General features: G+C 71.5%; 20 protein-coding genes and 2 pseudogenes. 8 read left to right on the top strand and 14 right to left on the bottom strand.

Annotated features, from left to right (window positions below; genetic code table 11):
- Positions 1-16 precede the first annotated feature (16 nt).
- The 4 genes and pseudogenes from ACQEV2_RS25640 to ACQEV2_RS25625 form a co-directional block, all read right to left on the bottom strand.
- Positions 17-373, bottom strand: coding sequence for a YciI family protein (locus tag ACQEV2_RS25640; protein WP_433045890.1), 357 nt, complete (start codon positions 371-373; stop codon positions 17-19).
- A gap of 218 nt (positions 374-591) precedes the next feature.
- A complete protein-coding gene (locus tag ACQEV2_RS25635; RefSeq protein WP_433045887.1) occupies positions 592-1,647 on the bottom strand; it encodes an LCP family protein in 1,056 nt (351 codons plus the stop codon).
- Positions 1,648-1,732: 85 nt separating this feature from the next.
- A pseudogene (locus ACQEV2_RS25630) lies at positions 1,733-2,829 on the bottom strand (endo-1,4-beta-xylanase); the annotation flags it as partial.
- 145 nt (positions 2,830-2,974) lie between these two features.
- The gene (locus ACQEV2_RS25625; protein ID WP_433045884.1) at positions 2,975-4,060 is read right to left on the bottom strand and encodes a LacI family DNA-binding transcriptional regulator; all 1,086 of its coding nucleotides are present in this window, start codon (positions 4,058-4,060) and stop codon (positions 2,975-2,977) included.
- Positions 4,061-4,181: 121 nt separating this feature from the next.
- On the opposite strand from ACQEV2_RS25625, the gene ACQEV2_RS25620 reads away from it, so the two are divergent.
- Positions 4,182-6,503, top strand: a complete 2,322-nt coding sequence (locus ACQEV2_RS25620; protein ID WP_433045881.1) for a glycoside hydrolase family 3 N-terminal domain-containing protein — start codon at positions 4,182-4,184, stop codon at positions 6,501-6,503.
- A 631-nt stretch (positions 6,504-7,134) separates the two neighbouring features.
- Here ACQEV2_RS25620 and ACQEV2_RS25615 read toward each other — a convergent pair.
- Genes ACQEV2_RS25615 through tsaB form a run of 4 tightly spaced genes read right to left on the bottom strand, consistent with a single transcriptional unit; the run spans position 7,135 to position 9,716 of the window.
- On the bottom strand, positions 7,135-7,392 hold the full coding sequence (locus ACQEV2_RS25615; protein WP_433045878.1) for a hypothetical protein: 258 nt from the start codon (positions 7,390-7,392) through the stop codon (positions 7,135-7,137).
- Positions 7,389-8,522 (bottom strand): tRNA (adenosine(37)-N6)-threonylcarbamoyltransferase complex transferase subunit TsaD, encoded by a 1,134-nt coding sequence (gene tsaD, locus ACQEV2_RS25610; protein WP_433045875.1) that lies wholly within the window; start codon positions 8,520-8,522, stop codon positions 7,389-7,391. The genes ACQEV2_RS25615 and tsaD overlap by 4 nt, the downstream gene beginning before the upstream one ends.
- The gene (gene rimI / locus ACQEV2_RS25605) at positions 8,515-9,003 is read right to left on the bottom strand and encodes a ribosomal protein S18-alanine N-acetyltransferase (RefSeq protein ID WP_433054753.1); all 489 of its coding nucleotides are present in this window, start codon (positions 9,001-9,003) and stop codon (positions 8,515-8,517) included. Before rimI ends, tsaD begins: the two co-directional genes overlap by 8 nt.
- Positions 9,004-9,059: 56 nt before the next feature.
- Positions 9,060-9,716, bottom strand: coding sequence for a tRNA (adenosine(37)-N6)-threonylcarbamoyltransferase complex dimerization subunit type 1 TsaB (gene tsaB, locus ACQEV2_RS25600; RefSeq protein WP_433045872.1), 657 nt, complete (start codon positions 9,714-9,716; stop codon positions 9,060-9,062).
- A gap of 114 nt (positions 9,717-9,830) precedes the next feature.
- Between tsaB and ACQEV2_RS25595 the strand changes: the two genes are divergently transcribed.
- The gene (locus ACQEV2_RS25595) at positions 9,831-10,385 is read left to right on the top strand and encodes a hypothetical protein (RefSeq protein ID WP_433045869.1); all 555 of its coding nucleotides are present in this window, start codon (positions 9,831-9,833) and stop codon (positions 10,383-10,385) included.
- A gap of 134 nt (positions 10,386-10,519) precedes the next feature.
- Here the strand turns inward: ACQEV2_RS25595 and ACQEV2_RS25590 are convergent, their stop codons facing one another.
- From ACQEV2_RS25590 to ACQEV2_RS25570, 5 genes are all read right to left on the bottom strand, one after another.
- Positions 10,520-10,690, bottom strand: a complete 171-nt coding sequence (locus ACQEV2_RS25590; protein ID WP_433045866.1) for a hypothetical protein — start codon at positions 10,688-10,690, stop codon at positions 10,520-10,522.
- A gap of 149 nt (positions 10,691-10,839) precedes the next feature.
- A complete protein-coding gene (tsaE, locus tag ACQEV2_RS25585; protein ID WP_433045863.1) occupies positions 10,840-11,352 on the bottom strand; it encodes a tRNA (adenosine(37)-N6)-threonylcarbamoyltransferase complex ATPase subunit type 1 TsaE in 513 nt (170 codons plus the stop codon).
- The gene (locus ACQEV2_RS25580) at positions 11,318-12,562 is read right to left on the bottom strand and encodes an alpha/beta fold hydrolase (RefSeq protein ID WP_433045860.1); all 1,245 of its coding nucleotides are present in this window, start codon (positions 12,560-12,562) and stop codon (positions 11,318-11,320) included. Before ACQEV2_RS25580 ends, tsaE begins: the two co-directional genes overlap by 35 nt.
- A 155-nt stretch (positions 12,563-12,717) precedes the next feature.
- On the bottom strand, positions 12,718-13,884 hold the full coding sequence (gene alr / locus ACQEV2_RS25575; RefSeq protein WP_433045857.1) for an alanine racemase: 1,167 nt from the start codon (positions 13,882-13,884) through the stop codon (positions 12,718-12,720).
- Positions 13,885-13,953: 69 nt separating this feature from the next.
- Complete coding sequence (locus ACQEV2_RS25570) at positions 13,954-14,919, bottom strand: L,D-transpeptidase family protein (protein WP_433045854.1); 966 nt, start codon at positions 14,917-14,919, stop codon at positions 13,954-13,956.
- A 99-nt stretch (positions 14,920-15,018) separates the two neighbouring features.
- On the opposite strand from ACQEV2_RS25570, the gene ACQEV2_RS25565 reads away from it, so the two are divergent.
- The 6 genes and pseudogenes from ACQEV2_RS25565 to ACQEV2_RS25540 all read left to right on the top strand — a co-directional run bounded on the left by ACQEV2_RS25565 (position 15,019) and on the right by ACQEV2_RS25540 (position 19,793).
- Positions 15,019-15,390: a holo-ACP synthase gene (locus tag ACQEV2_RS25565; RefSeq protein ID WP_433045851.1), complete on the top strand. Its 372-nt coding sequence runs from the start codon at positions 15,019-15,021 to the stop codon at positions 15,388-15,390.
- A 195-nt stretch (positions 15,391-15,585) separates the two neighbouring features.
- Positions 15,586-17,022, top strand: a complete 1,437-nt coding sequence (locus ACQEV2_RS25560; protein WP_433045848.1) for an NAD(P)H-hydrate dehydratase — start codon at positions 15,586-15,588, stop codon at positions 17,020-17,022.
- Between the two features lie 336 nt (positions 17,023-17,358).
- Positions 17,359-18,540, top strand: a complete 1,182-nt coding sequence (locus ACQEV2_RS25555; protein WP_433045845.1) for an FAD-dependent monooxygenase — start codon at positions 17,359-17,361, stop codon at positions 18,538-18,540.
- Between the two features lie 271 nt (positions 18,541-18,811).
- Complete coding sequence (locus tag ACQEV2_RS25550; RefSeq protein WP_433045842.1) at positions 18,812-19,117, top strand: ArsR/SmtB family transcription factor; 306 nt, start codon at positions 18,812-18,814, stop codon at positions 19,115-19,117.
- Positions 19,114-19,506 (top strand): annotated as a pseudogene (locus ACQEV2_RS25545) (VOC family protein). The gene ACQEV2_RS25550 and the pseudogene ACQEV2_RS25545 overlap by 4 nt, the downstream one beginning before the upstream one ends.
- A 92-nt stretch (positions 19,507-19,598) precedes the next feature.
- On the top strand, positions 19,599-19,793 hold the full coding sequence (locus ACQEV2_RS25540) for a DUF397 domain-containing protein (protein WP_433045839.1): 195 nt from the start codon (positions 19,599-19,601) through the stop codon (positions 19,791-19,793).
- Here the strand turns inward: ACQEV2_RS25540 and glmS are convergent.
- The gene (gene glmS, locus ACQEV2_RS25535; protein ID WP_433045836.1) at positions 19,754-21,601 is read right to left on the bottom strand and encodes a glutamine--fructose-6-phosphate transaminase (isomerizing); all 1,848 of its coding nucleotides are present in this window, start codon (positions 21,599-21,601) and stop codon (positions 19,754-19,756) included. The genes ACQEV2_RS25540 and glmS overlap by 40 nt on opposite strands.
- Between the last annotated feature and the right edge of the window lie 115 nt (positions 21,602-21,716).

The following is a 21,716-nucleotide window of genomic DNA, read 5'->3' as shown; positions in this document are numbered from 1 at the left end:
GCAGGCCAAGGAAGGCTCAGCCCTCCGCGATCTCCCGCACCTCGCAGGTCACCGTCCAGTACTCCTCGTGCACCTTCAGGAACCGCTTGGTCCACTCCAGCGCCTCGGCCTTGTCCTTGCACTGCATGATCGCGTAGCCGCCGACGACCTCCTTGGCCTCGGTGAAGGGCCCGTCGGTGACGGAGATCTTGCCGCCCTCCCAGTGCATTCGGGTGCCCTGCGCGGACGGCGTCAGCCCGGCGGTGTCGAGCATGACGCCGGCCTTGGTGACCTCCTCGATCAGCTCGCCCATGCGCTGCATCAGCTCGGGGCTGGGGCCCTCGGCGGGCATCGTGTTCTCGTCGATCTTCACGAGCGACAGGTAGCGGGGCATGGTGACTCCTCGGGTCGGATCGGATCGGCCGGGTCCTTCCCGGCCTCTCACCCCTGCGTCGAACGGGAGGCCCCTGGATCGACACGCTCCCCGGATTTCTTCGAACTCCTTTTTCCGGCCGACGTTTCCGCAGGCAGCGTCCGCTTCAGCTGTTGAGGAGCCCCACGCCGTCCCCGGCAGAGTCCGGAATGCAGTCGGCCGACCCGGCGGCTGCCGCCTCAGCGCAACGACTCCCACAGCTCGCTCGCCTCCGGCTCCTCCGCCACCACCCGGTTCCGGTCCGAAGCCGCCGGCACCACCGGCATCGTCACCGTCCGCACCGCGTCCGACGACAACCCCCTCAAGCTCTGCCCCAGCCTCATCAGCTCGCTCAGCGAGTCCAGTCCCGTGTCCGTCGTGAGGCTGCCCGTCACCGCGTCGGCGACGCGGTAGAGCCGCGCCGGGTCGGCGAGGAGGCCGGCGGTGGAGATCTGGTCCAGGAGGGCCTTCACCAGCTTCTGCTGGAGGCCTATCCGGCCCAGGTCGCTGCCGTCGCCGATGCCGTGCCGGGTGCGGGCCAGGGCCAGGGCCTGCTGTCCGTCCAGGTGATGGGTGCCTGCGTCGAGTCGGAGGTGGCTGTCCTCGTCATCTATGTCCTCGTCCGTCGTGACCGTGACGCCGCCCAGCGCGTCCACCAGCTTCGCGAAGCCCGAGAAGTCGATCTCGATGTAGTGGTCCATGCGGATGTTCGTGATCGACTCGACCGTTTTGACGGCGCATACGGGGCCGCCGATCGCGTACGCGTTGTTGAACATCGAGGTGTACGCCACCTCCGTCGAACCGCCCGACGGCAGCGGGCAGGACGGGCGGGTGACGAGGGTGTCGCGCGGGATGCTGACGATCGTGGCCCCGGTGCGGCCGGCGTCGAGGTGGACCACCATCGCCGTGTCCGAGCGGGCGCCGGTGCTGCTGCCGCCGCCGAGTTCCTGGTTCTCCTCGCCGCTGCGCGAGTCCGAGCCGAGGACGAGGATGTTCAGGGCCTCGGTGGGCAGCGGCGGCGCCGATACGGAGGCCGAGGGCGACGGGGTCGTCATCGCCCTCGGCGGGCGGTCGTCGCCGAGCGCGTTGTTGATGTCGACGCTCTTGATGTTGTCGCTCAGGTGCCAGTAGGCCCAGCCCACCGCGCCCACGCCCAGCACCACCGCGCCCGCCAGGACGATGCCGACGGTCCTCAGCGCTCTCGACCGTCGGCCCACTCGTCTGCCGTCGTCCCCGTTCTCGTCTCGTCCGGTCACAGGCAGGAACGTAAGTCCGAATTATTACGGGCAGGAACGTCAGACCGGGTTTTCTTCGGAAATTCTCAGACTTCGATGCCGCACCTCAGCTCAGGCTCACCGTCGGCACCGGATTGCTCCCGCTCCACGACCCGTTGAACCCGAAGGTCACCGAACCGCCGTCGGGAACCGTCCCGTTGTACGAGGCGTTGGAACAGGTGACCGTCGCCCCCGACTGTGTGCAGCTCGCGTTCCAGGCCTGCGTGAGCTGTTGCCCCGCGCCGAATGTCCAGCTCGCCTTCCAGGACGACAGCGCCGCCCCCGAGCAGGCGATCCTGACCTGCCCGGTGAAGCCGGTGTTCCACTGGCTGGGGACGCTGTAGGTCGCCGTGCACGCGCCCGTCGGCGGTGGCGTTGTCGTGCCGCCGAGCGACTCCGCGATCGCGTAGTACGCCGGTTTCGGCGCGTAGTTCTCGTCGTACGGCGTCGCCGCGCCCTGCCCCGGGAAGGTGCTGGGGATCCAGGAGTCGGAGTCGGTGAAGCCCCAGACGGTGACGCCGACGCACCGGGACACCGCGAGGCAGGCGTTCATGACCGCTTTGTAGTCGGCGGCCTGTCGGCTCAGCTTGGCGCTGTCCGAGGGCAGTTGCATACGGATGTCCAGCTCCGTGATCGCCACGTCGACGCCGAGATCGGCGAACCGCTGGATGTTCTGCTGCATCGTCGACGGACCCTGGCCGAGGATCAGGTGAGCCTGCAGTCCCACCCCGTCGATCGGGACTCCGCGCTCCTTCAGGGACTTGACCAGGTTGTACAGCGCCGTGCTCTTCGCGTTGACGCCCTCGACGTTGTAGTCGTTGATGTACAGCTTGGCGCTCGGGTCGGCGGCACGGGCCGCGGTCAGGGCCTGGGCGATGTAGTCGGCGCCGAGGCCGTTGTACCAGAGGGTCTGGCGGTAGGTGCCGTCCTCGTTGAACGGCTCGTTCACCACGTCCCAGGTCGCCAGCCTGCCCTTGTAGCGGCCGACTTCCGTGGCGATGTGGTCGTTCATCAGCTGACTCAGCTGGGCCGGGGTCCAGCTGCCGTGGCGTTGCCGGGGGTCAGCGCGTTGAACTCCCGGCCGGCGATGTCGCCGTAGGTGCCGGTGAGTTTGGAGCCGGTGACGGCCGTACCCATGACCTTGCCCTTGGCGGCGGCGAGGTCACAAGTGCCGTCAGGGCAGGGATAAGCCGGTTCTCAGAGATCTCATGACGGGCGCCTCCGAAAGTTTCGGTTGAACAACCGATTGGCTTCGGTGCAGTGTGGGGCGGCACGAAACACCCGTCAATACAGCAACCGTTGTTCGCTGCTAAACCGCCGGAGGCGTCCCCGTACTGCTGCGCACCACCAGGCTGGTCGCCAGTTCCACCCGCGTCGCCACCGGCGCCCCCTCCTCCCGCGCCAGGTCCAGGACCAGCTTCGCCGCCGCCTCCGCCATCTCCGTCAGCGGCTGCCGTACGGTCGTCAGCGGCGGCCCCACCCAGCGCGCGACCGGCAGATCGTCGAAGCCCACCACGCTCAGATCCTCCGGAATCCGCAGCCCCAGCTCGCGCGCGGCCTCGTACAGCCCGAGCGCCTGGAGGTCGTTGCCGGCGAACACGGCGGTCGGCCGGTCCGGGCGGCGCAGCAGCTCCAGGCCCTGCCGGTAACCGGTCTCGTGGTGGAAGTCGCCGGGCCGGATCAGGTCGGGATCGACGGGCAGCCCGGCCGTCTCCAGCGCGGCGCGGTAGCCGTCGATGCGGGCGCGGCTGCACATCATCCGGGACGGCCCGGTGATCGCGCCGATCCTGCGGTGGCCCAGCTCGACCAGATGCCGGGTGGCGGCGAGCCCGCCCTGCCAGTTGGTCGCCCCGATGGACGGCACGTCGGGGCCCGGGTCGCCCGCCGGGTCCATCACCACGAACGGGATGGAGCGGCTGGTCAGCAGGGCGCGCTGGGACTCGTCGAGGCCGGACAGCACGAGGACCACACCGTGCGGGCGGCGGGCGGCGACCTGGTCGGCCCAGGTCCGGCCGGGGGTGAGCCGGCCGGCGCTCTCGCTCAGCACGACGCTCAGCCCGGCGTCCCGGGCCACGTTCTCCACGCCTCGGATGACCTCCATCGCCCACGCGCTCTCCAGCTCGTGGAAGACCAGGTCGATCAGGGGCGAGCGGCCGGCCTCGGCGCGCCGGCGCCGGTAGCCGTGGGCGCGCAGCAGTTCCTCGACGCGGGTGCGGGTGCCGGGGGCCACGTCGGCACGTCCGTTGAGGACCTTCGAAACAGTCGGCGCGGACACGCCGGCCTCGCGGGCGATCTCGGCGAGCGTCGCGGTCTGCGTGGACCGGCCGGCCGACGGTGATGTCGTCCGGGTTTCACGCGTTGTGGTCCGGGTTTCGGCGGACTCCGAGGGTGTCATGGCGGCGATCGTATCCCTGCGCGGCCTCTTGACGAACCCTTCTCACCACCCCTAGGTTTCCGGAACATTCGAGGTGACTAACGAAACATTCGCGAGTGGGCCCCGCCCCGACAGGAGTTTCATGACCACCGCCCCCTGGCGCGACCCCGCCCTGCCCGCCGCCGACCGCGTCGACGCCCTCCTCTCCCGGATGACCCTGGAGGAGAAGACCGCCCAGCTGTACGGCGTGTGGGTGGGCGCCGCCACGGACGGTGACGGGGTCGCCCCGCACCAGCAGGACATGACCGCGGGCTCCGCCGACGACTTCGCCGAGCTGATCACCCACGGCCTCGGACAGCTCACCCGCTCCTTCGGCACCGCCCCGGTGGACCCGGCGCTGGGCGCGCAGGCACTGGCCCGCGCCCAGCGCCGTATCGCCGAGGCCGGCCGCTTCGGCATCCCGGCGGTGGCCCACGAGGAGTGCCTGGCGGGCTTCACGGCCTGGCAGGCCACGGCCTACCCGGTACCGCTGGCGTGGGGGGCCGCCTTCAACCCCCCGCTCGTCGAGGAGATGGCCCGCCGCATCGGCCAGGACCTGCGCTCGGTCGGCGTCCACCAGGGTCTCGCGCCCGTCCTGGACGTCGTACGCGATCCGCGCTGGGGCCGTGTCGAGGAGACCATCGGCGAGGACCCGTACCTGACCGGCACGATCGGCACGGCCTACGTCCGGGGCCTGGAGTCGGCCGGGGTCGTCGCCACGCTCAAGCACTTCGCCGGGTACGCGTCCTCGGCGGGCGCCCGCAACCTCGCTCCCGTCCGGGCGGGCGTCCGGGAGTTCGCGGACGTCACCCTGCCCCCCTTCGAGATGGCTCTGCGCGAGGGCGGCGCGCGCTCGGTGATGGCGGCGTACAACGAGACGGACGGCGTCCCGGCCTCCGCCGACCCGGCGCTGCTCACCGAACTCCTCCGCGGGGAGTGGGGTTTCACGGGAACGGTCGTGGCCGACTACTTCGGTGTCGCCTTCCTCCAGACCCTGCACCGCGTCGCCGGTACGCCCGCCGAGGCCGCGCACGCCGCGCTGGCCGCCGGTCTCGACGTGGAGCTGCCGACGCTGAACTGCTACGGAAAACCCCTGCTGGAGGCCGTTCGGGCGGGCGATGTGCCGGAGGAGCTGGTGGACCGCGCGGCCCGCCGGGTCCTGCTCCAGAAGTGCGACCTGGGCCTCCTGGACGAGGACTGGACCCCGGAGCCGACGGCGACCCACTTCGACCTGGACTCCCCCGCGAACCGCGCGGTGGCCCGCCGCCTGGCCGAGCAGTCCGTGGTCCTGCTCGACAACCAGGACGGCGTCCTGCCCCTCTCCCCCGACGCCCGTATCGCGGTGGTGGGCCCGCGCGCGGCCGACGCCCTGGCGATGCTGGGGTGCTACTCCTTCCCGTCCCACGTCCTCACCCACCACCCCGGCATCCCGATGGGCATCGAGATCCCGACGGTCCTGGAGGCCCTGCGCGCCGAACTCCCCGATGCCAAGGTCACGTTCGCCGAGGGCTGCGGGGTGTCCGACCCGGACACGGCGGGCTTCGAGGAGGCCGTGGCGCGGGCGTCGGAGGCGGATGTGTGCCTGGCGGTGCTGGGCGACCGGGCGGGGCTCTTCGGGCGGGGCACGTCGGGCGAGGGCTGCGACGTGACCGACCTCCGACTCCCCGGCGTACAGGGCGAGTTCCTCGACTCACTGGTTGCGACGGGCGTCCCGGTCGTCCTGGTCCTCCTCACCGGCCGCCCGTACGCCCTGGGCCGCTGGCACGGACGGCTCGCCGCCGTGGTTCAGGCGTTCTTCCCGGGGGAGGAGGGCGGCCCGGCGGTGGCGGGAGTGCTGTCCGGCCGCGTCAACCCGTCGGGCCGCCTGCCGGTGAGCGTGCCGCGGGTGCCCGGCGGCCAGCCGTGGACGTATCTCCAGCCGCCGCTGGGACTGGCGGACGAGGTCAGCAACCTGGATCCGACACCGCTGTACGCCTTCGGGCACGGGCGGTCGTACACGTCGTTCGCGTGGGAGGACTTCACCGGCGGCGAGGGCACGACAGAGATCGGCACGGACGGGTCGTACGACGTGTCGCTGACCGTCCGCAATACGGGCGACCGCGCGGGCGCGGAGGTCGTCCAGCTGTATCTGCACGACCCGGTGGCCTCGGTGACCCGGCCCGATGTGCGTCTGATCGGCTACCGGCGCGTGGAGCTGGCGCCGGGCGAGGCGAGCCGGGTGACCTTCCGGTTCCACACGGATCTCTCGGCGTTCACCGACCGTTCGGGGCGGAGGGTGGTCGAGCCCGGTGCCCTCGAACTACGGTTGGCCGCGTCCAGCGCGGACGTACGGCACACCGCCCGGCTCACAGTGACGGGACCGGTCCGGGTGCTCGGCCCCGACCGGCGGCTGCGGTGCGAGGCGGAGGTGTCGGGGTTGGGGTGACCCTCCGCGCGGGGAGTCGGCGGGGGGTGCGTTGGACAGGTTGCTCCACCATGAGTTGCGGGCCGCCTTCTCAGTGCTGGTCTCCACCGCCGTCAGCATGGCAGCGGCGGCCCTCGTCCACGGCTTTCCCCCGGTCGAACCCCGCGCGCTGGGATTCGGCGCCCTCCTGCTCGCCTGGCTCGTGGTCCTCAACCTCCTGCCTGAAGGCGACCAGGATCAAGGCGTCAGCGAGGTGCGGCGCTTCGAGAAGGCTATCCCCGTCGAGGACACCCGCGCCCTCCTGCCCACCCACGCCTTCCTGCGCGACAGCTGGTTCAGAGCGCAAGAACGGGCTGCTGCTGTGGCGAGGCCGCGTCGAGAGCAGGCCATGGGAACTCTCGGTCAGCCGGTACCCACCGACTCCCACCACCACCGGCACGCCGTCCGGCGGCCCGGACACCCTCGGCGCCCCACGCTGCGGCGTACGGGTGTGCTGTACGAGGCGTTCGAGGGGCTCGGGCTCGGCGTGGACATGAACCCGCGAGCCGAACTTCTCCCGACTCAGCCCCACATGCTCCCGAAACCCTTGAGACCGCGGGCGGCACGCCGCGCGGTCGTCGACCAGGTAGCCGGCAGTCCCCCCGGCACCCCGCTAGCCTTCCCCCACCGACTCGAACCGCCACCGATGCACCGCCCGAGCGGCCAACTCCCCGTCCGGATCCGGCAGTTCGGGGAGTTCGGCATCGTACGGCGCATCCCACCAGGTGATGACGAGCACCCGGTCCTGCGGGGCGCGGAAGGTCTCCCGGCGCAGGGGCTCCCCGGCAAGCTCCTGCTGCCGCACCCACGCCAGCAGCTCCTCACCCCGCCCCGGCACCGCCCGCCCCTCCCACATCAGGGCGACCGTCACGAGTAGAGGTTCTCTCTGCTGACCTCGTGCACATGGTCGTGACCGTGGTGACGGGCATGACCGTGACCGTGGCCCTCGTCGCCGAAGTCGCCCGGTACATGAGGATCCGTCACCGGCAACGACGAGTCCGCCGAGAGGTCCCAGCTGGACGCGGTCCGGTTCCGTGCCACCATCTCCGCGCCCAGCGCGGCCACCATCGCCCCGTTGTCCGTGCACAGCTTCGGCCGGGGCACCCGCAGCCGGATCCCGGCCGCCTCGCACCGCTCCTGGGCCAGCGCCCGCAGCCGGGAGTTGGCGGCGACACCGCCGCCGATCATCAGGTGGTCGACGCCCTCGTCGCGACAGGCCCGTACGGCCTTGCGCGTGAGCACATCCACCACCGCCTCCTGGAAGGACGCCGCGACATCCCGCACCGGCACCTCCTCGCCCGCCGCCCGCTTGGCCTCGATCCAGCGGGCCACGGCGGTCTTCAACCCCGAGAAGGAGAAGTCGTACGCCGGATCGCGCGGCCCGGTCAGACCGCGCGGGAACGCGATCGCCTCCGGGTCGCCCTCGCGCGCGTACCGGTCGATGACCGGACCGCCCGGGAAGCCCAGGTTCAGCACGCGGGCGATCTTGTCGAAGGCCTCCCCGGCCGCGTCGTCGATGGTCGCGCCCAGGGGCCGCACGTCGGAGGTGATGTCGGCCGACAGCAGCAGCGACGAGTGGCCGCCGCTGACCAGCAGCGCCATCGTCGGCTCCGGCAGGCTGCCGTGCTCCAGCTGGTCCACGCAGATGTGGGAGGCGAGGTGGTTGACGCCGTAGAGCGGCTTGCCGAGCGCGTAGGCGTACGCCTTCGCGGCCGAGACGCCGACCAGCAGCGCGCCCGCCAGGCCGGGACCGGCGGTCACCGCGATGCCGTCGAGGTCGCGGGCGCTCACCCCGGCCTCCTTCAGCGCGCGGTCGATGGTCGGGACCATCGCCTCCAGGTGCGCCCGGGAGGCGACCTCCGGGACGACGCCGCCGAAACGGGCGTGCTCGTCGACGCTGGACGCGACGGCGTCGGCGAGCAGGGTGGTGCCGCGGACGATGCCGACGCCGGTCTCGTCGCAGGAGGTCTCGATGCCGAGGACGAGTGGTTCGTCAGCCATTGATCTCGGTTCCTTGTACGGAAGTTCCTGGTACGGAAGTGGAAGGGTCGGTCAGTCGCATCACGAGGGCGTCGATGTTCCCCGGCTGGTAGTAGCCGCGCCGGAAGCCGATGGCCTCGAAGCCGAAACGCTCGTACAGCTTCTGCGCGCGGACGTTGTCCACCCGGCACTCCAGCATGACCTCGGCGCACTCGAAGGCGGTCGCGGCCTGCAGCAGGTCGGTGAGCAGACGGCTGCCGAGGCCCGTCCCCTGGTGGTCGCGGGCCACGGCGATGGTCTGGACGTCGGCCAGGTCGCCGGAGGAGGCGAGCCCGGCGTAGCCGACGATCCGCTCACCCTCCTCGGCCACGACATAGCGCCGCGTCGCCTCGGGCCCGCGGGAGTGGGCCAGTTCGGACCAGAACATGCCCCGCGACCACGCGTCCTCGGGGAAGAGGTTCCTCTCCAGCTCCAGCACGGGGTCGATGTCCCACCAGCGCATCTCGCGCAGCACAGGAGTCACGGGCGGCCCGGCCTGCGGTCCGGTCGTCTGTCCTGTCACTTGGGGGTGACCACCTTGTAGTTCTTGGGGACCTGGGCATCGGGCCGGCGCAGATACAGCGGCCGGGGCGCGGGGAGTTCCTCGCCCGCCGCCAGTCTTCCGGCGGCCAGTCCGGCCAGGGCCGCCGCCGACACGTGCTCGGGCTCGTGGGCGCTGGGGAACGTGTCGGGGTACAGCAGCGCGCCCGCGCCGACGGCCGGCAGTCCGGCGACCTCCTCGGCGATGTCGGCGGGCCGGTCGACGGCCGGGTCGGTCAGGCGGGTGTGGGAGTCGGCGTACTTCGCCCAGTAGACCTCCTTGCGCCGGGCGTCGGTCGCCACGACGAAGGGGCCCTTCTCGATGTCGGCGGCGTACGCGAGGCCGTCGAGCGTGCACACGCCGTGCACGGGGACGCCGAGGACGAGCCCGAAGGTGTCGGCGGTCATCAGACCGACGCGCAGTCCGGTGTACGGGCCGGGTCCGATGCCTACGACGATGCCGGTGACGGCGTCGAGCGTCACACCGGCCTCGGCGAGGACCCGGTCGACGGCCGGCAGCAGCAGCTCGCCGTGCCGGCGCGCGTCCACCTGGCTCGACGAGGCGATGACGTCCGTACCGTCGTGCAGCGCGACGGTGACGGCGGGGGTGGCGGTATCCAGAGCGAGCAAGAGCACGCAAACAGCCTACGGCGCCCACGCCCCAGGAAGCGCCGCCCCGGTCCGGCGCTTGACGGCTGCTACGGTCGGCCTTGATCACTCCGTACGACTCGAACGCTGAGGTGGGCGACGGTGGCAGGCAGCAGCTCCGGATTCGTGGCGTTGCTGACCACGGCTGCCCTCGCGACCGTCGGATTCCTCGGCTACCAGGCCTCCGCGAACGCCCCGGCCGACCTGAGCAAGCCCCGTGCGCACGGCTCACCCGAGGTGAGTACCGCCAAGACGGCCCGCGACCCGAAGGACCCCGCCGCACTGCCCGTCGGCTCGGGTACGGGTGTGCGGGTCGTGTACTCGGTGGGCGGCAAGCGGGTGTGGCTGGTGGGCGAGGGCGACACGGTCAAGCGCACGTTCCGGGTCACCCCCGGATCGGTCGACCCGGCGCCGGGTGTCTACACGGTCACGTCCCGCTCCAGCACGATCACCGGCTCCGACGGCACCCCCGTCGAACACGTCGTCCGCTTCACCACCGTGGAGGGCATCACCATCGGCTTCAGCGCCGCGGTCAACGGCACGACACCCCCACCCGACCCCGCGGTGAAGACGGGCGGCATCCGCGAGTCCCGGGCCGACGGCCACGCGATGTGGGAGTTCGCGACGATCGGCCGAACGGTGGCTGTGATCCCCTGACAGCTCGGGCGGCGGTTCGGCAACGCCGCCAGGGCGCGGGGCTGTATCTATATGCGGCTCCGCCGCGTGGGCGCGACCAGCCACAACGGAGCCGCAGCCGCCGGACGACACATCGCGGCACTACGGGTGGAGCGCTATGCGGCTTCCCGGTGCCCGTGCTCGGCAGACGGCCGACCCGCCTCCGGCTCCGGCACCCGTGGCGGCGTGGAGATCACGTTCGCAGCGACACCGGCCGCCAGCAGATCACGCATGGACACCCCGGCAACCACGTACGGCTGCTGGACCTTGTTCTCCGATGCCGGCATGGACACCTCCTGGGACCGGGAGGGGACGTAGTTAGGTACACCTAACTACGGACTGGCTACCATGTGACCACGCGCAAGACCGCAAACGCAATATCTTCCCGACGCCTTGTCGGAATGTTCATCCGGGCCGGCCCCGCCCCGGCGCCCGCTCAGGCGGACAGCACGCTCAGATCCACCGCCGCCCACCGCTCCCCGAGCCCGGTCACCGTGACATGCCGCACCTCGTCGGTGGTGTCTCCGACGGCCCGGTGGATCACGACCTGCAACCGCTCCTCGGTCAGCTCCTCGACCTTGCCCTCGCCCCACTCCACGACGATCACCGACTCGGGCAGCGAGACGTCGAGGTCGAGGTCCTCCATCTCGTCGAGCCCGCCGGACAACCGGTACGCGTCGACGTGGACGAGCGGCGGCCCGTCGCCGAGGGAGGGGTGGACGCGGGCGATCACGAAGGTGGGGGACGTGACTGCTCCCCGGACCCCCAGCCCCTCGCCGAGCCCTCGCGTCAAGGTCGTCTTGCCCGCGCCGAGCTCCCCGCTGAGCATCACGAGGTCGCCGGCGCGCAGCAGCTTGGCGAGGCGGCGGCCGAGCTCCCGCATCTGGTCGGGAGAAGTGACGGTCAGCTGGATGTCACCCGCGTTGTGCGGTGCTGCTGGTGCTTCCATAGCCACTTACGGTAGCCCCTGCGGGCACGGCACCCGCACGGGTGAGCAGGTCGGCCATACGGTCGGTGACGACTTCCGGGTGCTCCAGCATCACCAGGTGCCCGGCGTCCGGCACGAGCACCAGCTCGGCGTCCGGCAGCAGATCGGCGATCGCCTCGCTGTGCTCGCTGGGCGTGACGAGGTCGCCCACCCCGGCCAGGACGAGCACCGGCATGTCCGTGAAGTGGGCCAGCGCCTCGGTCTTGTCGTGGTCGGCGAAGGCCGGGTAGAACTCCGCGACCACGTCGATCGGCGTCCCCTCGATCATCCGCTCGGCGAACCGGGCGACGGCAGGGTCGACGTCCCGGGACGAGAACGAGTACCGCTTGATGATCCCGGCGAACAGGTCGGCGGTGGCCCGGCGCCCCTTCTCCACCAGCTCGGCCCGCTGCCCCAGCGCCCTGAGCACGCCCGGCAGCACCCGCCGAATGGCGTTCACTCCCGCGACGGGCAGCCCGAAGTTGACCTCGCCGAGGTTCCCGGAGGACGTACCGACGAAGGCGGTGGCGACGACCCGGTCGCGGATCAGCTCCGGGTACTGGTCGGCCAGCGCCATCACCGTCATCCCGCCCATGGAGTGCCCGACCAGCACGAGCGGCCCCTCCGGCGCGGCCGTGTCGATGACGGCCTTCAGATCACGCCCGAGCTGCTCGATGTCGACGTGGATGCCGTCCTGCGTCTGGGCGACGCCGCGACCGGACCGGCCGTGGCTGCGCTGGTCCCAGTGCACGGTGCGGACGACGCCCCGCAGCGCGGCGCGCTGGAAGTGCCAGGAGTCCTGGTTGAGGCAGTAGCCGTGGCTGAAGACGACGGTGACGGGGGCGGGAGCCTTGCGCCCGAAGAGGCGTCGCCGGCGCGGGGTGAGGGCGGGGGCGGCGTCGGGGTCGATGTCGTCGACCTCGTAGTACAGCTCCGTGCCGTCGTCGGCGTACGCCTTGCCGGGCGTGCCGCGCAGCGAGCCGTACGGTCCCGCCGAGTCCAGGGCGAGCCGGGCCTTCTGCCGCATGCCGCGGCCCACGGTCATCCGCTCTATGGCGACGCCGGCGGCCGCGCCGGCCGCGATCACGCCTATCGCGGCACCGGCGATACCCGTCGCCCTGCGCCAGTTCGCGGCCGCCCCCGTGGCGGAGGCGACGGCCGCGACCGCGGCCTCCGCACTGCTCTCGCTCACGTACCGCTCCTCTTCGCTGGGTGATGCCGGTGGTTCAGTCCGGCGCCGCTACGGGTTACCCGTCTCGTTCCTCATTCACATAACCGCATTCGGACGGACGCATCACATTGCCCGCGTCACATAGCCGCATCACGAAGACGCATCACATGGACGCTTCACTCGGACGCATCCCTATAGACGCGTGGAACGCGCGTTCCGATCCGTGTGACGATTTCGTATGCGATCGTGCCCGCGGCCTGCGCCCAGTCCTCGGCGGTGGGCTCGCCGCGGTCGCCGGGCCCGAACAGCACCGCCTCCGCGCCCGCCTGGGGCTCGTCCCCGCCCAGGTCGACGACGAACTGGTCCATCGCGATCCGTCCCGCGACCGTACGCCACTTGCCGCCGACCAGGACAGGCCCGGCCCCCGAGGCATGCCGCGGGATGCCGTCGGCGTAGCCGAGGGGGACGAGGCCGAGGGTGGTCTCGCCGGGGGTGGTGTAGTGATGGCCGTAACTGACGCCGTGGCCCCCCGGCACATGCTTCACCAGCGCGAGGGACGCCGACAGCGTCATCACGGGCCGCAGCCCGAAGTCGGCGGGGCTGCCGAGCTCGGGGCTGGGCGAGATGCCGTAGGTCGCGATGCCGGTGCGCACCAGGTCGAAGTGGCTGTCCGGGACGGTGAGCGTGGCGGGCGAGTTGGCGATGTGCCGCACCTCGGGCCGCACGCCCCGCGTCTCGGCGTACGCGACCATCTCCCGGAACTGCGAGAGTTGGGCGGCGATGGACGGATGGCCCGGCTCGTCGGCGCAGGCGAAGTGTGACCAGAGCCCGGTGATCCGGATCAGCCCGTCGGCCTCGGCCCGCAGCGCCTCGCCGACCAGCTCGGCCCAGTCGTCACCCGGCTGGCAGCCGCCCCGCCCGAGGCCGGTGTCGGCCTTGAGCTGCACGCGCGCGGGGGCGCCGGCCTGCCGGGCGGCCCCGGTGACCTCCCGCAGGGCCCACATCCCGCTCACGGAGACGTCGAGATCGGCCTCGATGGCCTCCCGCCAGGGCCCGCCCGGCGTCCACAGCCAGCACATGATCCGTACGTCGTCCAGCCCGGCGGCCCGCAGTACGAGGGCTTCCTCGGGCGTGGCCGTGCCCAGCCAGCCGGCGCCCGCCTCGACGGCCGCGCGGGCACACCGCACCGCCCCGTGGCCGTACGCGTCGGACTTCACGACGGCCATCAGGGCCGCGCCCGGCGCATGGGCGCGCAGGCTCCGCACATTGGCCCGCAGGGCGGCCAGGTCGATCTCGGCGCGGGCACGCAGGGGGGCGGTCCGCAGGGCTGCTGTCTCTGTCATCGCGCCCCCAGTGTCTCAGAGGGGTACGACAGCGCCGCCGCGCCGGGACCCGTGACCCACTCCTGTGACCTACTCCTCCACCCTGCGCCCCCACGCGTACACCCGGTCGCCCTTCTTCAGCACCCGCCACAGCCGCCGGGCGTCGTGCAGGGTGAGATTGACGCAGCCCATCGAGCCGGGGGGGCTGAAGATGTTGCCGTAGATGCCGTGGAAGGCCTGGCCCCCGCTGAAGAACTGGGAGTAGGGCATGGGGCTCTTGTACAGCGACGACTTGTGGTTCTTGTGCCGCCAGTAGACCGCGTGCCACCCGGTCCGCGTCTCGTACCCCTGCCGTCCGCTCCGGATGGGCACGGGCCCGAAGACGACGTCCTTGCTGTCCTGCACCCAGGTCAGCTGCCGGTCGAGGTCGACACAGGCGACGCGGTACCCGCGCACCGGGCACTTCTTGCCGGCGTTGGGGTTCTTCCGGGCGGAGACGAGCTGCATGGTGGCCCAAGTCACAGGCCCGGCGTACCCAATGGCGGGCTTGATCCTGTGCTTCTTCTGAAAGGCGCGGATGGCCCGGCAGTCGGCGGGCGACTGCTCCCCGTCCACCCGCAGCTTCAGCCACCGCTCGACCTGCCGCTGCTTCTCACCCGTCTCCTCGCTGCACTTCACGCCCCCGAGGGCGTCGATGGGATCGACGTATTCCAAGCGGTCGTACGCCCCCTCCGGCGCGTCCTGCGGCTCGACGGCGTCCTCCTCGGCGCTGGGCGTGTACACCTTCGGCTCCAGCGCCTGGTCGGGCGTGTCCATCTGCCAGGTCGGGAACAGGTTCAGGGGGATTCCGGGGACGAGCTCGGGGGCCTCCGGGCCGGAGGCCGGGGGTGCGGGCTCGGCCGCCGGGCCGGAAGCCTGGGGTGCCGGCTCGGCCTGCGGTCCCGAAGCCGGGGGTGCGGGGTCCACGGGTTCCGCCAAGGCGCTGCCGGCCGGCAGCAGGGCGGCCCCGGCGAGCAGTACGGCGATGCTCCCGCATGCGATACGTCCGATGATCATGGGCTCAGGGAAGCGTGCGGCCCTGCCCGTGCGGGAGGCGCCGCGCGGCGGGGTCACTCTTTCGAGGAGCCACTTTTTGAGACCCATAGGGTGCTCGGCATGAGCATCATCGGGGTCGGCATCGACGTGGCCGAGATCGACAGGTTCGAGGCGGCGCTGCACCGCACACCCGGGCTGGCGGAACGGCTGTTTCTGGCAAGCGAGTTGCTGCTGCCCAGCGGCGAACGCCGGGGCGTAGCCTCCCTCGCGGCCCGGTTCGCGGCGAAGGAGGCCCTCGCCAAGGCGCTGGGCGCACCGGCGGGCCTGCTGTGGACGGACGCGGAGGTCTACGTCGAGGACAGCGGCCGCCCACGGCTGCGGGTGACCGGGACGGTGGCGGCGCGGGCGGCCGAACTGGGCGTGGTGTCCTGGCATGTCTCGCTGAGCCATGACGCCGGGGTGGCGTCGGCGGTGGTGGTGGCGGAGGGCTGAGCCACCGAGGGAGCCTCACCGCGGGCGGCGGCCACGGCGGGGGGTGGGCGGTGAGGGTACCGACGGCGGTGAGGAGAGCCGTGGCACCGGAGGCGGCGGGGAGTGCGGCCGGTGAGTCGGCAAAGGCACGGCAAATCGTCAAGGGATGCGACGAGCTTCGCCGCGTACGGAAGCGCGTACGGAAGACTCGGTCGTATGCGGACTGCGTACAGCGTGGAGACGGTAAGGGCGGCCGAACGGGAGCTGATGGCACGGCTTCCGGACGGCGCGCTGATGCAGCGGGCGGCGGCCGGACTCGCCGCCGCCTGCGCGGATCTGCTGGGCCGGGTGTACGGCAGCCGGATCGTCCTGCTGGTCGGCAGCGGCGACAACGGCGGCGACGCCCTGTACGCCGGGGCCCGGCTGGCCAGGCGCGGGGCGGGCGTCACGGCGGTGCTGCTGACGCCCGAGCGGGCGCACGCCGGGGGGCTCGCGGCGCTGCGCCGGGCGGGCGGCCGGGCGGTGGGGGTGGACGCCGCCGAGGAGTTGATCGAGCGCGCGGATCTGGTGGTCGACGGAATCGTCGGGATCGGCGGCAAGGGCGGGCTACGGCCGGAGGCGGCACCGCTGGCCGACGCGGCTGCCCGGTCCAGGGCCGCGGTGGTCGCCGTGGACCTGCCGAGCGGCGTGGACGTGGACACGGGCGAGGTGCGAGGCACGGCGATGCGGGCCGACCTGACGGTCACCTTCGGCACGCACAAGCCGGGGCTGCTGATCGACCCGGCGCGGGAGTACGCCGGGGTGGTGCGGCTGGTCGACATCGGACTGGCGCTGCCGGCCGACGCGACCGAGCTGGAGGCACTGCAACACGCGGACGTGGCACGGCTGTTGCCGTTGCCGGCGGCAGAGACGGACAAGTACCGCCGAGGGGTCGTGGGCATCGCGGCGGGTTCGGGAAGGTACCCGGGCGCCGCCGTGCTCGCGGTCGCGGGGGCGCTGCGGGGCGGTGCGGGCGCCGTACGGTACGTCGGTCCGGCCGGGGACGCGGTGATCGCGCGGTTCCCCGAGACGCTGGTGTCGGACCGGGGACCGAAGAAGGCCGGGCGCGTCCAGGCGTGGGTGGTCGGCCCGGGCGCCGGGGACGACGCGGCGACGGTGGCGGAGGTGCTGGCGACGGACGTCCCGGTACTGATCGACGCGGACGGGCTGCGGCTGGCGGACGCGGAGGCGGTACGGGGCCGTACGGCACCGACCCTGATGACCCCTCACGCCGGGGAGGCGGCGGCACTGCTCGGTGTCTCCCGGGAGGAGGTCGAGGGGGCCCGGCTGGCTTCGGTACGGGAGCTGGCGGCGCGCTATGCGGCGACCGTACTGCTGAAGGGGTCGACGACGCTGGTGGCCGACGCCGGGGGCGCCGGTCCGGTCCGGGTGAACCCGACAGGGACGTCCTGGCTGGCCACGGCCGGGAGCGGGGACGTGCTGTCGGGGTTGGCGGGATCGCTGCTGGCGGCGGGGCTCCCGGCCGTGGATGCTGCGAGCGTGGCGGCGTATCTCCATGGCCTGTCGGCAAGGTTCACGGCGGACGGGGCGCCGGTGGGGGCGCATGACGTCGCCGAGGGGATTCCGGGGGCTTGGCGGGATGTGCGGGGCTGAATTCTGGGTGCTTGGCGGGATGCGCGGGGCTGAACTCCGGGCGCTTGGCGGGATGCGCAGGGCTGAACTCCGGGCGCTTGGCGGGTTCTGCGCGTCTGAGGGAGGCGCGATACGACGGCGCCCGCATCTGCGCGCGCTGCCACCGCAGCGGAGCGCCGCACCGTGCCGCGGCTCCCACCCGCTCCTCCTGCCTCCGAGGCAGACGGTGCGGAGCGCGCCGCCGCCCGACTGCTGCCGCCTCCGCCCCTCCCTCTCCCGTCGGTCCCGTCTCCCTCTCCGCTCGCACGCCCTCTTCCCCGTCGCCCTGGCACCTCCCTGCCACTGCGAGGCCATGACATGAGGGCGATCGTCGTCGGAGCGGGCATCGGAGGGCTGGCCGCAGCGCTGAGCCTGCGCCGGGCGGGGTGCGAGGTCACCCTCGTCGAACAGACCGCCCGCTTCACCGAGGTCGGCGCCGGCATCCAGCTCGCGCCCAACGCCACGCGGGAGCTGCGCCGGCTGGACGTGCTCGACGCGGTCGTCGCACACGCCGCCCGCCCGTCCCACGTGAGCTTCCGCACCTGGTCGGACGGGGCGGAGATCTGCCGCTACGCGCTGGGCCGCGAGGCCGAGGAGGAGTTCGGGGCGCCGTATCTGCTGCTCCACCGGGCCGATCTGCACGGTGCCCTGGCCGCGGCGGTGCCAGCCGGGTCGGTACGCCTGAACACGACCGTCATCGGCATCGACCAGGACGACGACTCCGCCCATGTGACGACGGCGACCGGCGAACGCCTGACCGCGGACGTGGTCGTAGCCGCGGACGGGATCCGCTCACCGGCCCGTCAGTGGCTCTTCGGCAAGGACGAGGCGGTGTTCTCAGGGACCGCCGCATACCGAGCGCTGCTCCCGTCCGACGACGTGACCGACCTGAACCTGCCCCCGCTCGCCGCCTGGCTGGGCCCGGACCGCCACTTCGTCCACTACTGGGTGCGCCGCGGCGAACTGCTCAACGTCGTGGCTGTGTTCAGCACGGAGGCAACGGCACAGGAGTCATGGACAGCCAGAGCGGAACCCGGAGAGCAGCTCCGCGCGTTCACCGGCTGGGACCCCCGGGTCCTCGCGGTCCTCGAACGCGCGGGCCAGGTCCTCCGCTACGGCATCTACACCCGCGCCCCGCTCACCCGCTGGAACCTCGGCCGAGTGACCCTCCTCGGCGACAGCGCCCACGCGATGGTCCCGTTCCAGGCCCAGGGCGCGGCCCAGGCGATCCTGGACGCGGCCGTGCTGGGCGACGTCCTCACGGACGCGACCCCGGCCGACGTACCCGACGCGCTCGACCACTACGCCCGCCGACGCATCTCGGCCGCCACCAGCATGCAGGCCGCCTCGGCCCAGGCAGGCAAGGACTTCCACCTGCCGGACGGCCCGCAGGCCCAGGCACGCAACGCCCGCATGGCGGCGCACGCGGCGGAGCACAGGTTCCTGCCTCAGGCGCCGGCGTGGAAGACGGACGTCCCGGACAGGCAGCCGGAGCCGTGAGTACGGCACGCTCGGCGGCCGGGCCGTGCCTCGGATCACCGCCCGTCGCACGACGGCGTCGCGAGACCGCAAGAGAAGGCCCGCGATGGCGACGCGGCGCCGTGGACAGCCGCAGCTGGGCGCCGAGCCGGGACGTGAGGCGGGCTCACCCCTGCTCCAGCAGGCGTTCCGCGTCATTCGGCACCCACGGAAAGGGCACGTCGGGCCACCGTGTGGCGGCCACTACTTCCTCGACTTGATAGGCAAGTGCCCACTTGCCTATCCTGGGGTCGTGGCCGACGACCTCTTCAAAGCCTTGGCCGACCCCACCCGTCGCACCATCCTCGACGAGCTCACGGAGAAATCCGGACAGACACTGTTCGAGATCTGCTCGCGGCTGAGCATGAAGCATCAGCTCGGCATCTCACGCCAGGGAGTCTCGCAGCACCTCGCCGTACTGGAGGCCGCCGGACTCGTCGAGACCAGACGGGAGGGCCGCTACAAGTTCCACGACCTGAACACGGCCCCGCTGCGGCACATAACCGAGCGATGGCGCGTGCCCGAAACGACATCAGGACCCGAGGAGAGCGCCCCATGAAGATCCACCTGACCAGCGTCTTCGTCGACGACCAGGCCAAGGCCGAACACTTCTACACCGAGATCCTCGGCTTCGTGAAGAAGCACGACGTCCCCGTGGGCGAGAAGGACCGCTGGCTGACCGTCGTCTCCCCCGACGAGCCCGACGGCACCGAACTCCTCCTGGAGCCCGCAGGTCACCCGGCCGTCAAGCCCTACCGCGACGCACTCGCCGCGGACGGCATCCCGCTCGCCCAGTTCGCCGTCGACGACGTATAGGCGGAGTACGAGCGCCTGCGCGCCCTCGGCGTCCACTTCACCCAGGAACCCCTGGAGATGGGCCCCGTCACCACCGCCGTCTTCGACGACACCTGCGGCAACTTGATCCAGCTCGCGACCAAGCCGCAGTAGGCCGCCGAATCGGGCTTCACCGACGAACAGAGCCTCCGCCTTCGTCGCATTTACGGCTCGCTGGGCCCACAGGTCGAGCTGGTGAAAGGTCGGTGCAGCCCTCCACCCGCCTCCGCGCGGAAATCGGCACCGGGATACCGCGCCACCCCCGGACAGCCATCCGCGACTCGAAGGACCCGGCCAGAGCACACCTCTCTTTCCCGACCGGATCCTTCACCGCCTTCATCGAGGCCCTGAAGGACGACGGCTACTCCACCGTCACCGACTTCGCCAGGTTCCGAGGCTGATCCACCTCGTTCCCCCGGGCGGTGGCCAGCTCACAAGCGAACACCTGCAACGGCACCGTGGCCACCAGCGGCTGCAACAAGGTCGGCGTGGCAGGAATCCAGATCAGGTGATCCGCATACGGCACCACCGCCTCGTCCCCCTCCTCCGCGATCACGATCGTCCGCGCACCCCGAGCCCGGATCTCCTGGATGTTGGACACGATCTTGTCGTGCAGAACCGACCGCCCCCGAGGCGAAGGCACCACGACCACCACCGGCAGATCCTCCTCGATCAAGGCGATCGGCCCGTGCTTCAACTCCCCCGCCGCAAACCCCTCGGCGTGCATGTAGGCGAGCTCCTTGAGCTTCAGCGCCCCCTCCAGGGCGACCGGATACCCCACATGCCGCCCCAGGAACAGCACCGTGTTCTTCGAGGCGAGCCCGCGCGCCAGCTCTCGCACCGGCTCCATGGTCTCCAGCACCCGCTCGACCTCACCCGAGATGTGCGACAGATCCCGAATGACGGCACCGATCTCATCGCCCCACTTCGTGCCCCGCACCTGCCCCAGATAGAGGGCGACGAGATAACAGGCGACGAGCTGCGTCAGGAACGCCTTCGTCGAGGCGACCGCAACCTCCGGCCCGGCATGCGTGTAAAGCACGGCATCCGACTCACGCGGAATCGTCGACCCGTTGGTGTTGCAGATGGCCAGCACCTTGGCGCCCTGCTCACGGGCGTGCCGTAGCGCCATGAGGGTGTCCATGGTCTCCCCGGACTGGGAGATGGCGATGACCAGGGTCTGCTGATCGAGGATCGGATCCCGGTACCGGAACTCACTCGCAAGCTCCACCTCGCACGGAATCCGCGTCCAGTGCTCGATGGCGTACTTGGCGATCAACCCGGCGTGAAAGGCCGTACCGCAAGCAATGACGACGATCTTGTCGACCTCCCGCAGCTCGGAGGCGCTGATCCGGACCTCGTCCAGCGTCAGTGAGCCGACGGCGTCGATGCGCCCGAGCAACGTATCGGCGACCGCCTTGGGCTGCTCGGCGATCTCCTTGAGCATGAAGTAGTCATAGCCCCCCTTTTCCGCCGCAGCGGCATCCCAATCGACGCGATACGACCGCACGTCGGCCGGACGACCGTCGAAGCCGGTCACCGTCACACCATCCCGGCGCAGCTCCACGACCTGGTCCTGCCCCAGCTCGATCGCCGACCGCGTATGGGCGATGAACGCGGCGACGTCCGAGGCGAGAAAGGCCTCACCCTCCCCAACGCCCACCACGAGCGGCGAGTTCCGCCGCGCACCGACAACCACATCAGGCTCGTCGGCATGCACCGCAACAAGCGTGAAGGCCCCTTCCAGCCGCCGGCACACGAGCCGCATGGCCTCGGCGAGATCGTCACAGGCCGAGAACTCCTCGGCGAGCAGATGGGCGACCACCTCGGTGTCGGTCTCGGAGGCCAGTTCATGCCCCCGCTCCTCCAACTCGGCCCGCAACCCGGCGAAGTTCTCGATGATCCCGTTGTGCACGACGGCGACGCGCCCGGCGTTGTCGAGATGCGGATGGGCGTTGGCATCCGTCGGTCCCCCGTGCGTGGCCCAGCGCGTGTGCCCGATCCCCGTGGTCCCGGTCGGCAGCGGCCGCTCGCCCAGCTCCTTCTCCAGGTTCCCCAGCTTCCCCGCCTTCTTGGCCCCGGCCAGCCCCCCGTCCGCCAGCACGGCAACCCCCGCCGAGTCGTACCCCCGGTACTCCAGCCGCTTCAGCCCGGCCATCACGATCTCAAGCGCCGACTGCGACCCCACGTATCCCACGATTCCGCACATGCGGGGCAGCCTACGACCGAACTCCGCTCGGAAACGGCCGAAGCGTGCCCGATTTCGGAAATTCCCGCGGCAGTACGAACGCCCCGACGAGCACCTGCCCAGCTAGTGTGATCCC

The organism is Streptomyces sp. CA-251387 (genome assembly GCF_050936625.1).
GTDB lineage: Bacteria > Actinomycetota > Actinomycetes > Streptomycetales > Streptomycetaceae > Streptomyces.
The sequence above is the reverse complement of the archived record's forward strand: the minus strand, read 5'-3'. Positions and strand labels throughout refer to the sequence as shown.

What these genes read in the sequence shown, in the direction of transcription:
- ACQEV2_RS25590 (WP_433045866.1), bottom strand. Translation starts at nt 10,690, where the DNA reads ATGCCGGCATCGGAGAACAAGGTCCAGCAGCCGTACGTGGTTGCCGGG.
- tsaE (WP_433045863.1), bottom strand. Translation starts at nt 11,352, where the DNA reads ATGGAAGCACCAGCAGCACCGCACAACGCGGGTGACATCCAGCTGACC.
- ACQEV2_RS25565 (WP_433045851.1), top strand. Translation starts at nt 15,019, where the DNA reads ATGAGCATCATCGGGGTCGGCATCGACGTGGCCGAGATCGACAGGTTC.
- ACQEV2_RS25625 (WP_433045884.1), bottom strand. Translation starts at nt 4,060, where the DNA reads ATGACACCCTCGGAGTCCGCCGAAACCCGGACCACAACGCGTGAAACC.
- alr (WP_433045857.1), bottom strand. Translation starts at nt 13,884, where the DNA reads ATGACAGAGACAGCAGCCCTGCGGACCGCCCCCCTGCGTGCCCGCGCC.
- tsaD (WP_433045875.1), bottom strand. Translation starts at nt 8,522, where the DNA reads ATGGCTGACGAACCACTCGTCCTCGGCATCGAGACCTCCTGCGACGAG.
- glmS (WP_433045836.1), bottom strand. Translation starts at nt 21,601, where the DNA reads ATGTGCGGAATCGTGGGATACGTGGGGTCGCAGTCGGCGCTTGAGATC.
- ACQEV2_RS25555 (WP_433045845.1), top strand. Translation starts at nt 17,359, where the DNA reads ATGAGGGCGATCGTCGTCGGAGCGGGCATCGGAGGGCTGGCCGCAGCG.
- ACQEV2_RS25570 (WP_433045854.1), bottom strand. Translation starts at nt 14,919, where the DNA reads ATGATCATCGGACGTATCGCATGCGGGAGCATCGCCGTACTGCTCGCC.
- rimI (WP_433054753.1), bottom strand. Translation starts at nt 9,003, where the DNA reads ATGCGCTGGTGGGACATCGACCCCGTGCTGGAGCTGGAGAGGAACCTC.
- ACQEV2_RS25640 (WP_433045890.1), bottom strand. Translation starts at nt 373, where the DNA reads ATGCCCCGCTACCTGTCGCTCGTGAAGATCGACGAGAACACGATGCCC.
- ACQEV2_RS25620 (WP_433045881.1), top strand. Translation starts at nt 4,182, where the DNA reads ATGACCACCGCCCCCTGGCGCGACCCCGCCCTGCCCGCCGCCGACCGC.
- ACQEV2_RS25560 (WP_433045848.1), top strand. Translation starts at nt 15,586, where the DNA reads ATGCGGACTGCGTACAGCGTGGAGACGGTAAGGGCGGCCGAACGGGAG.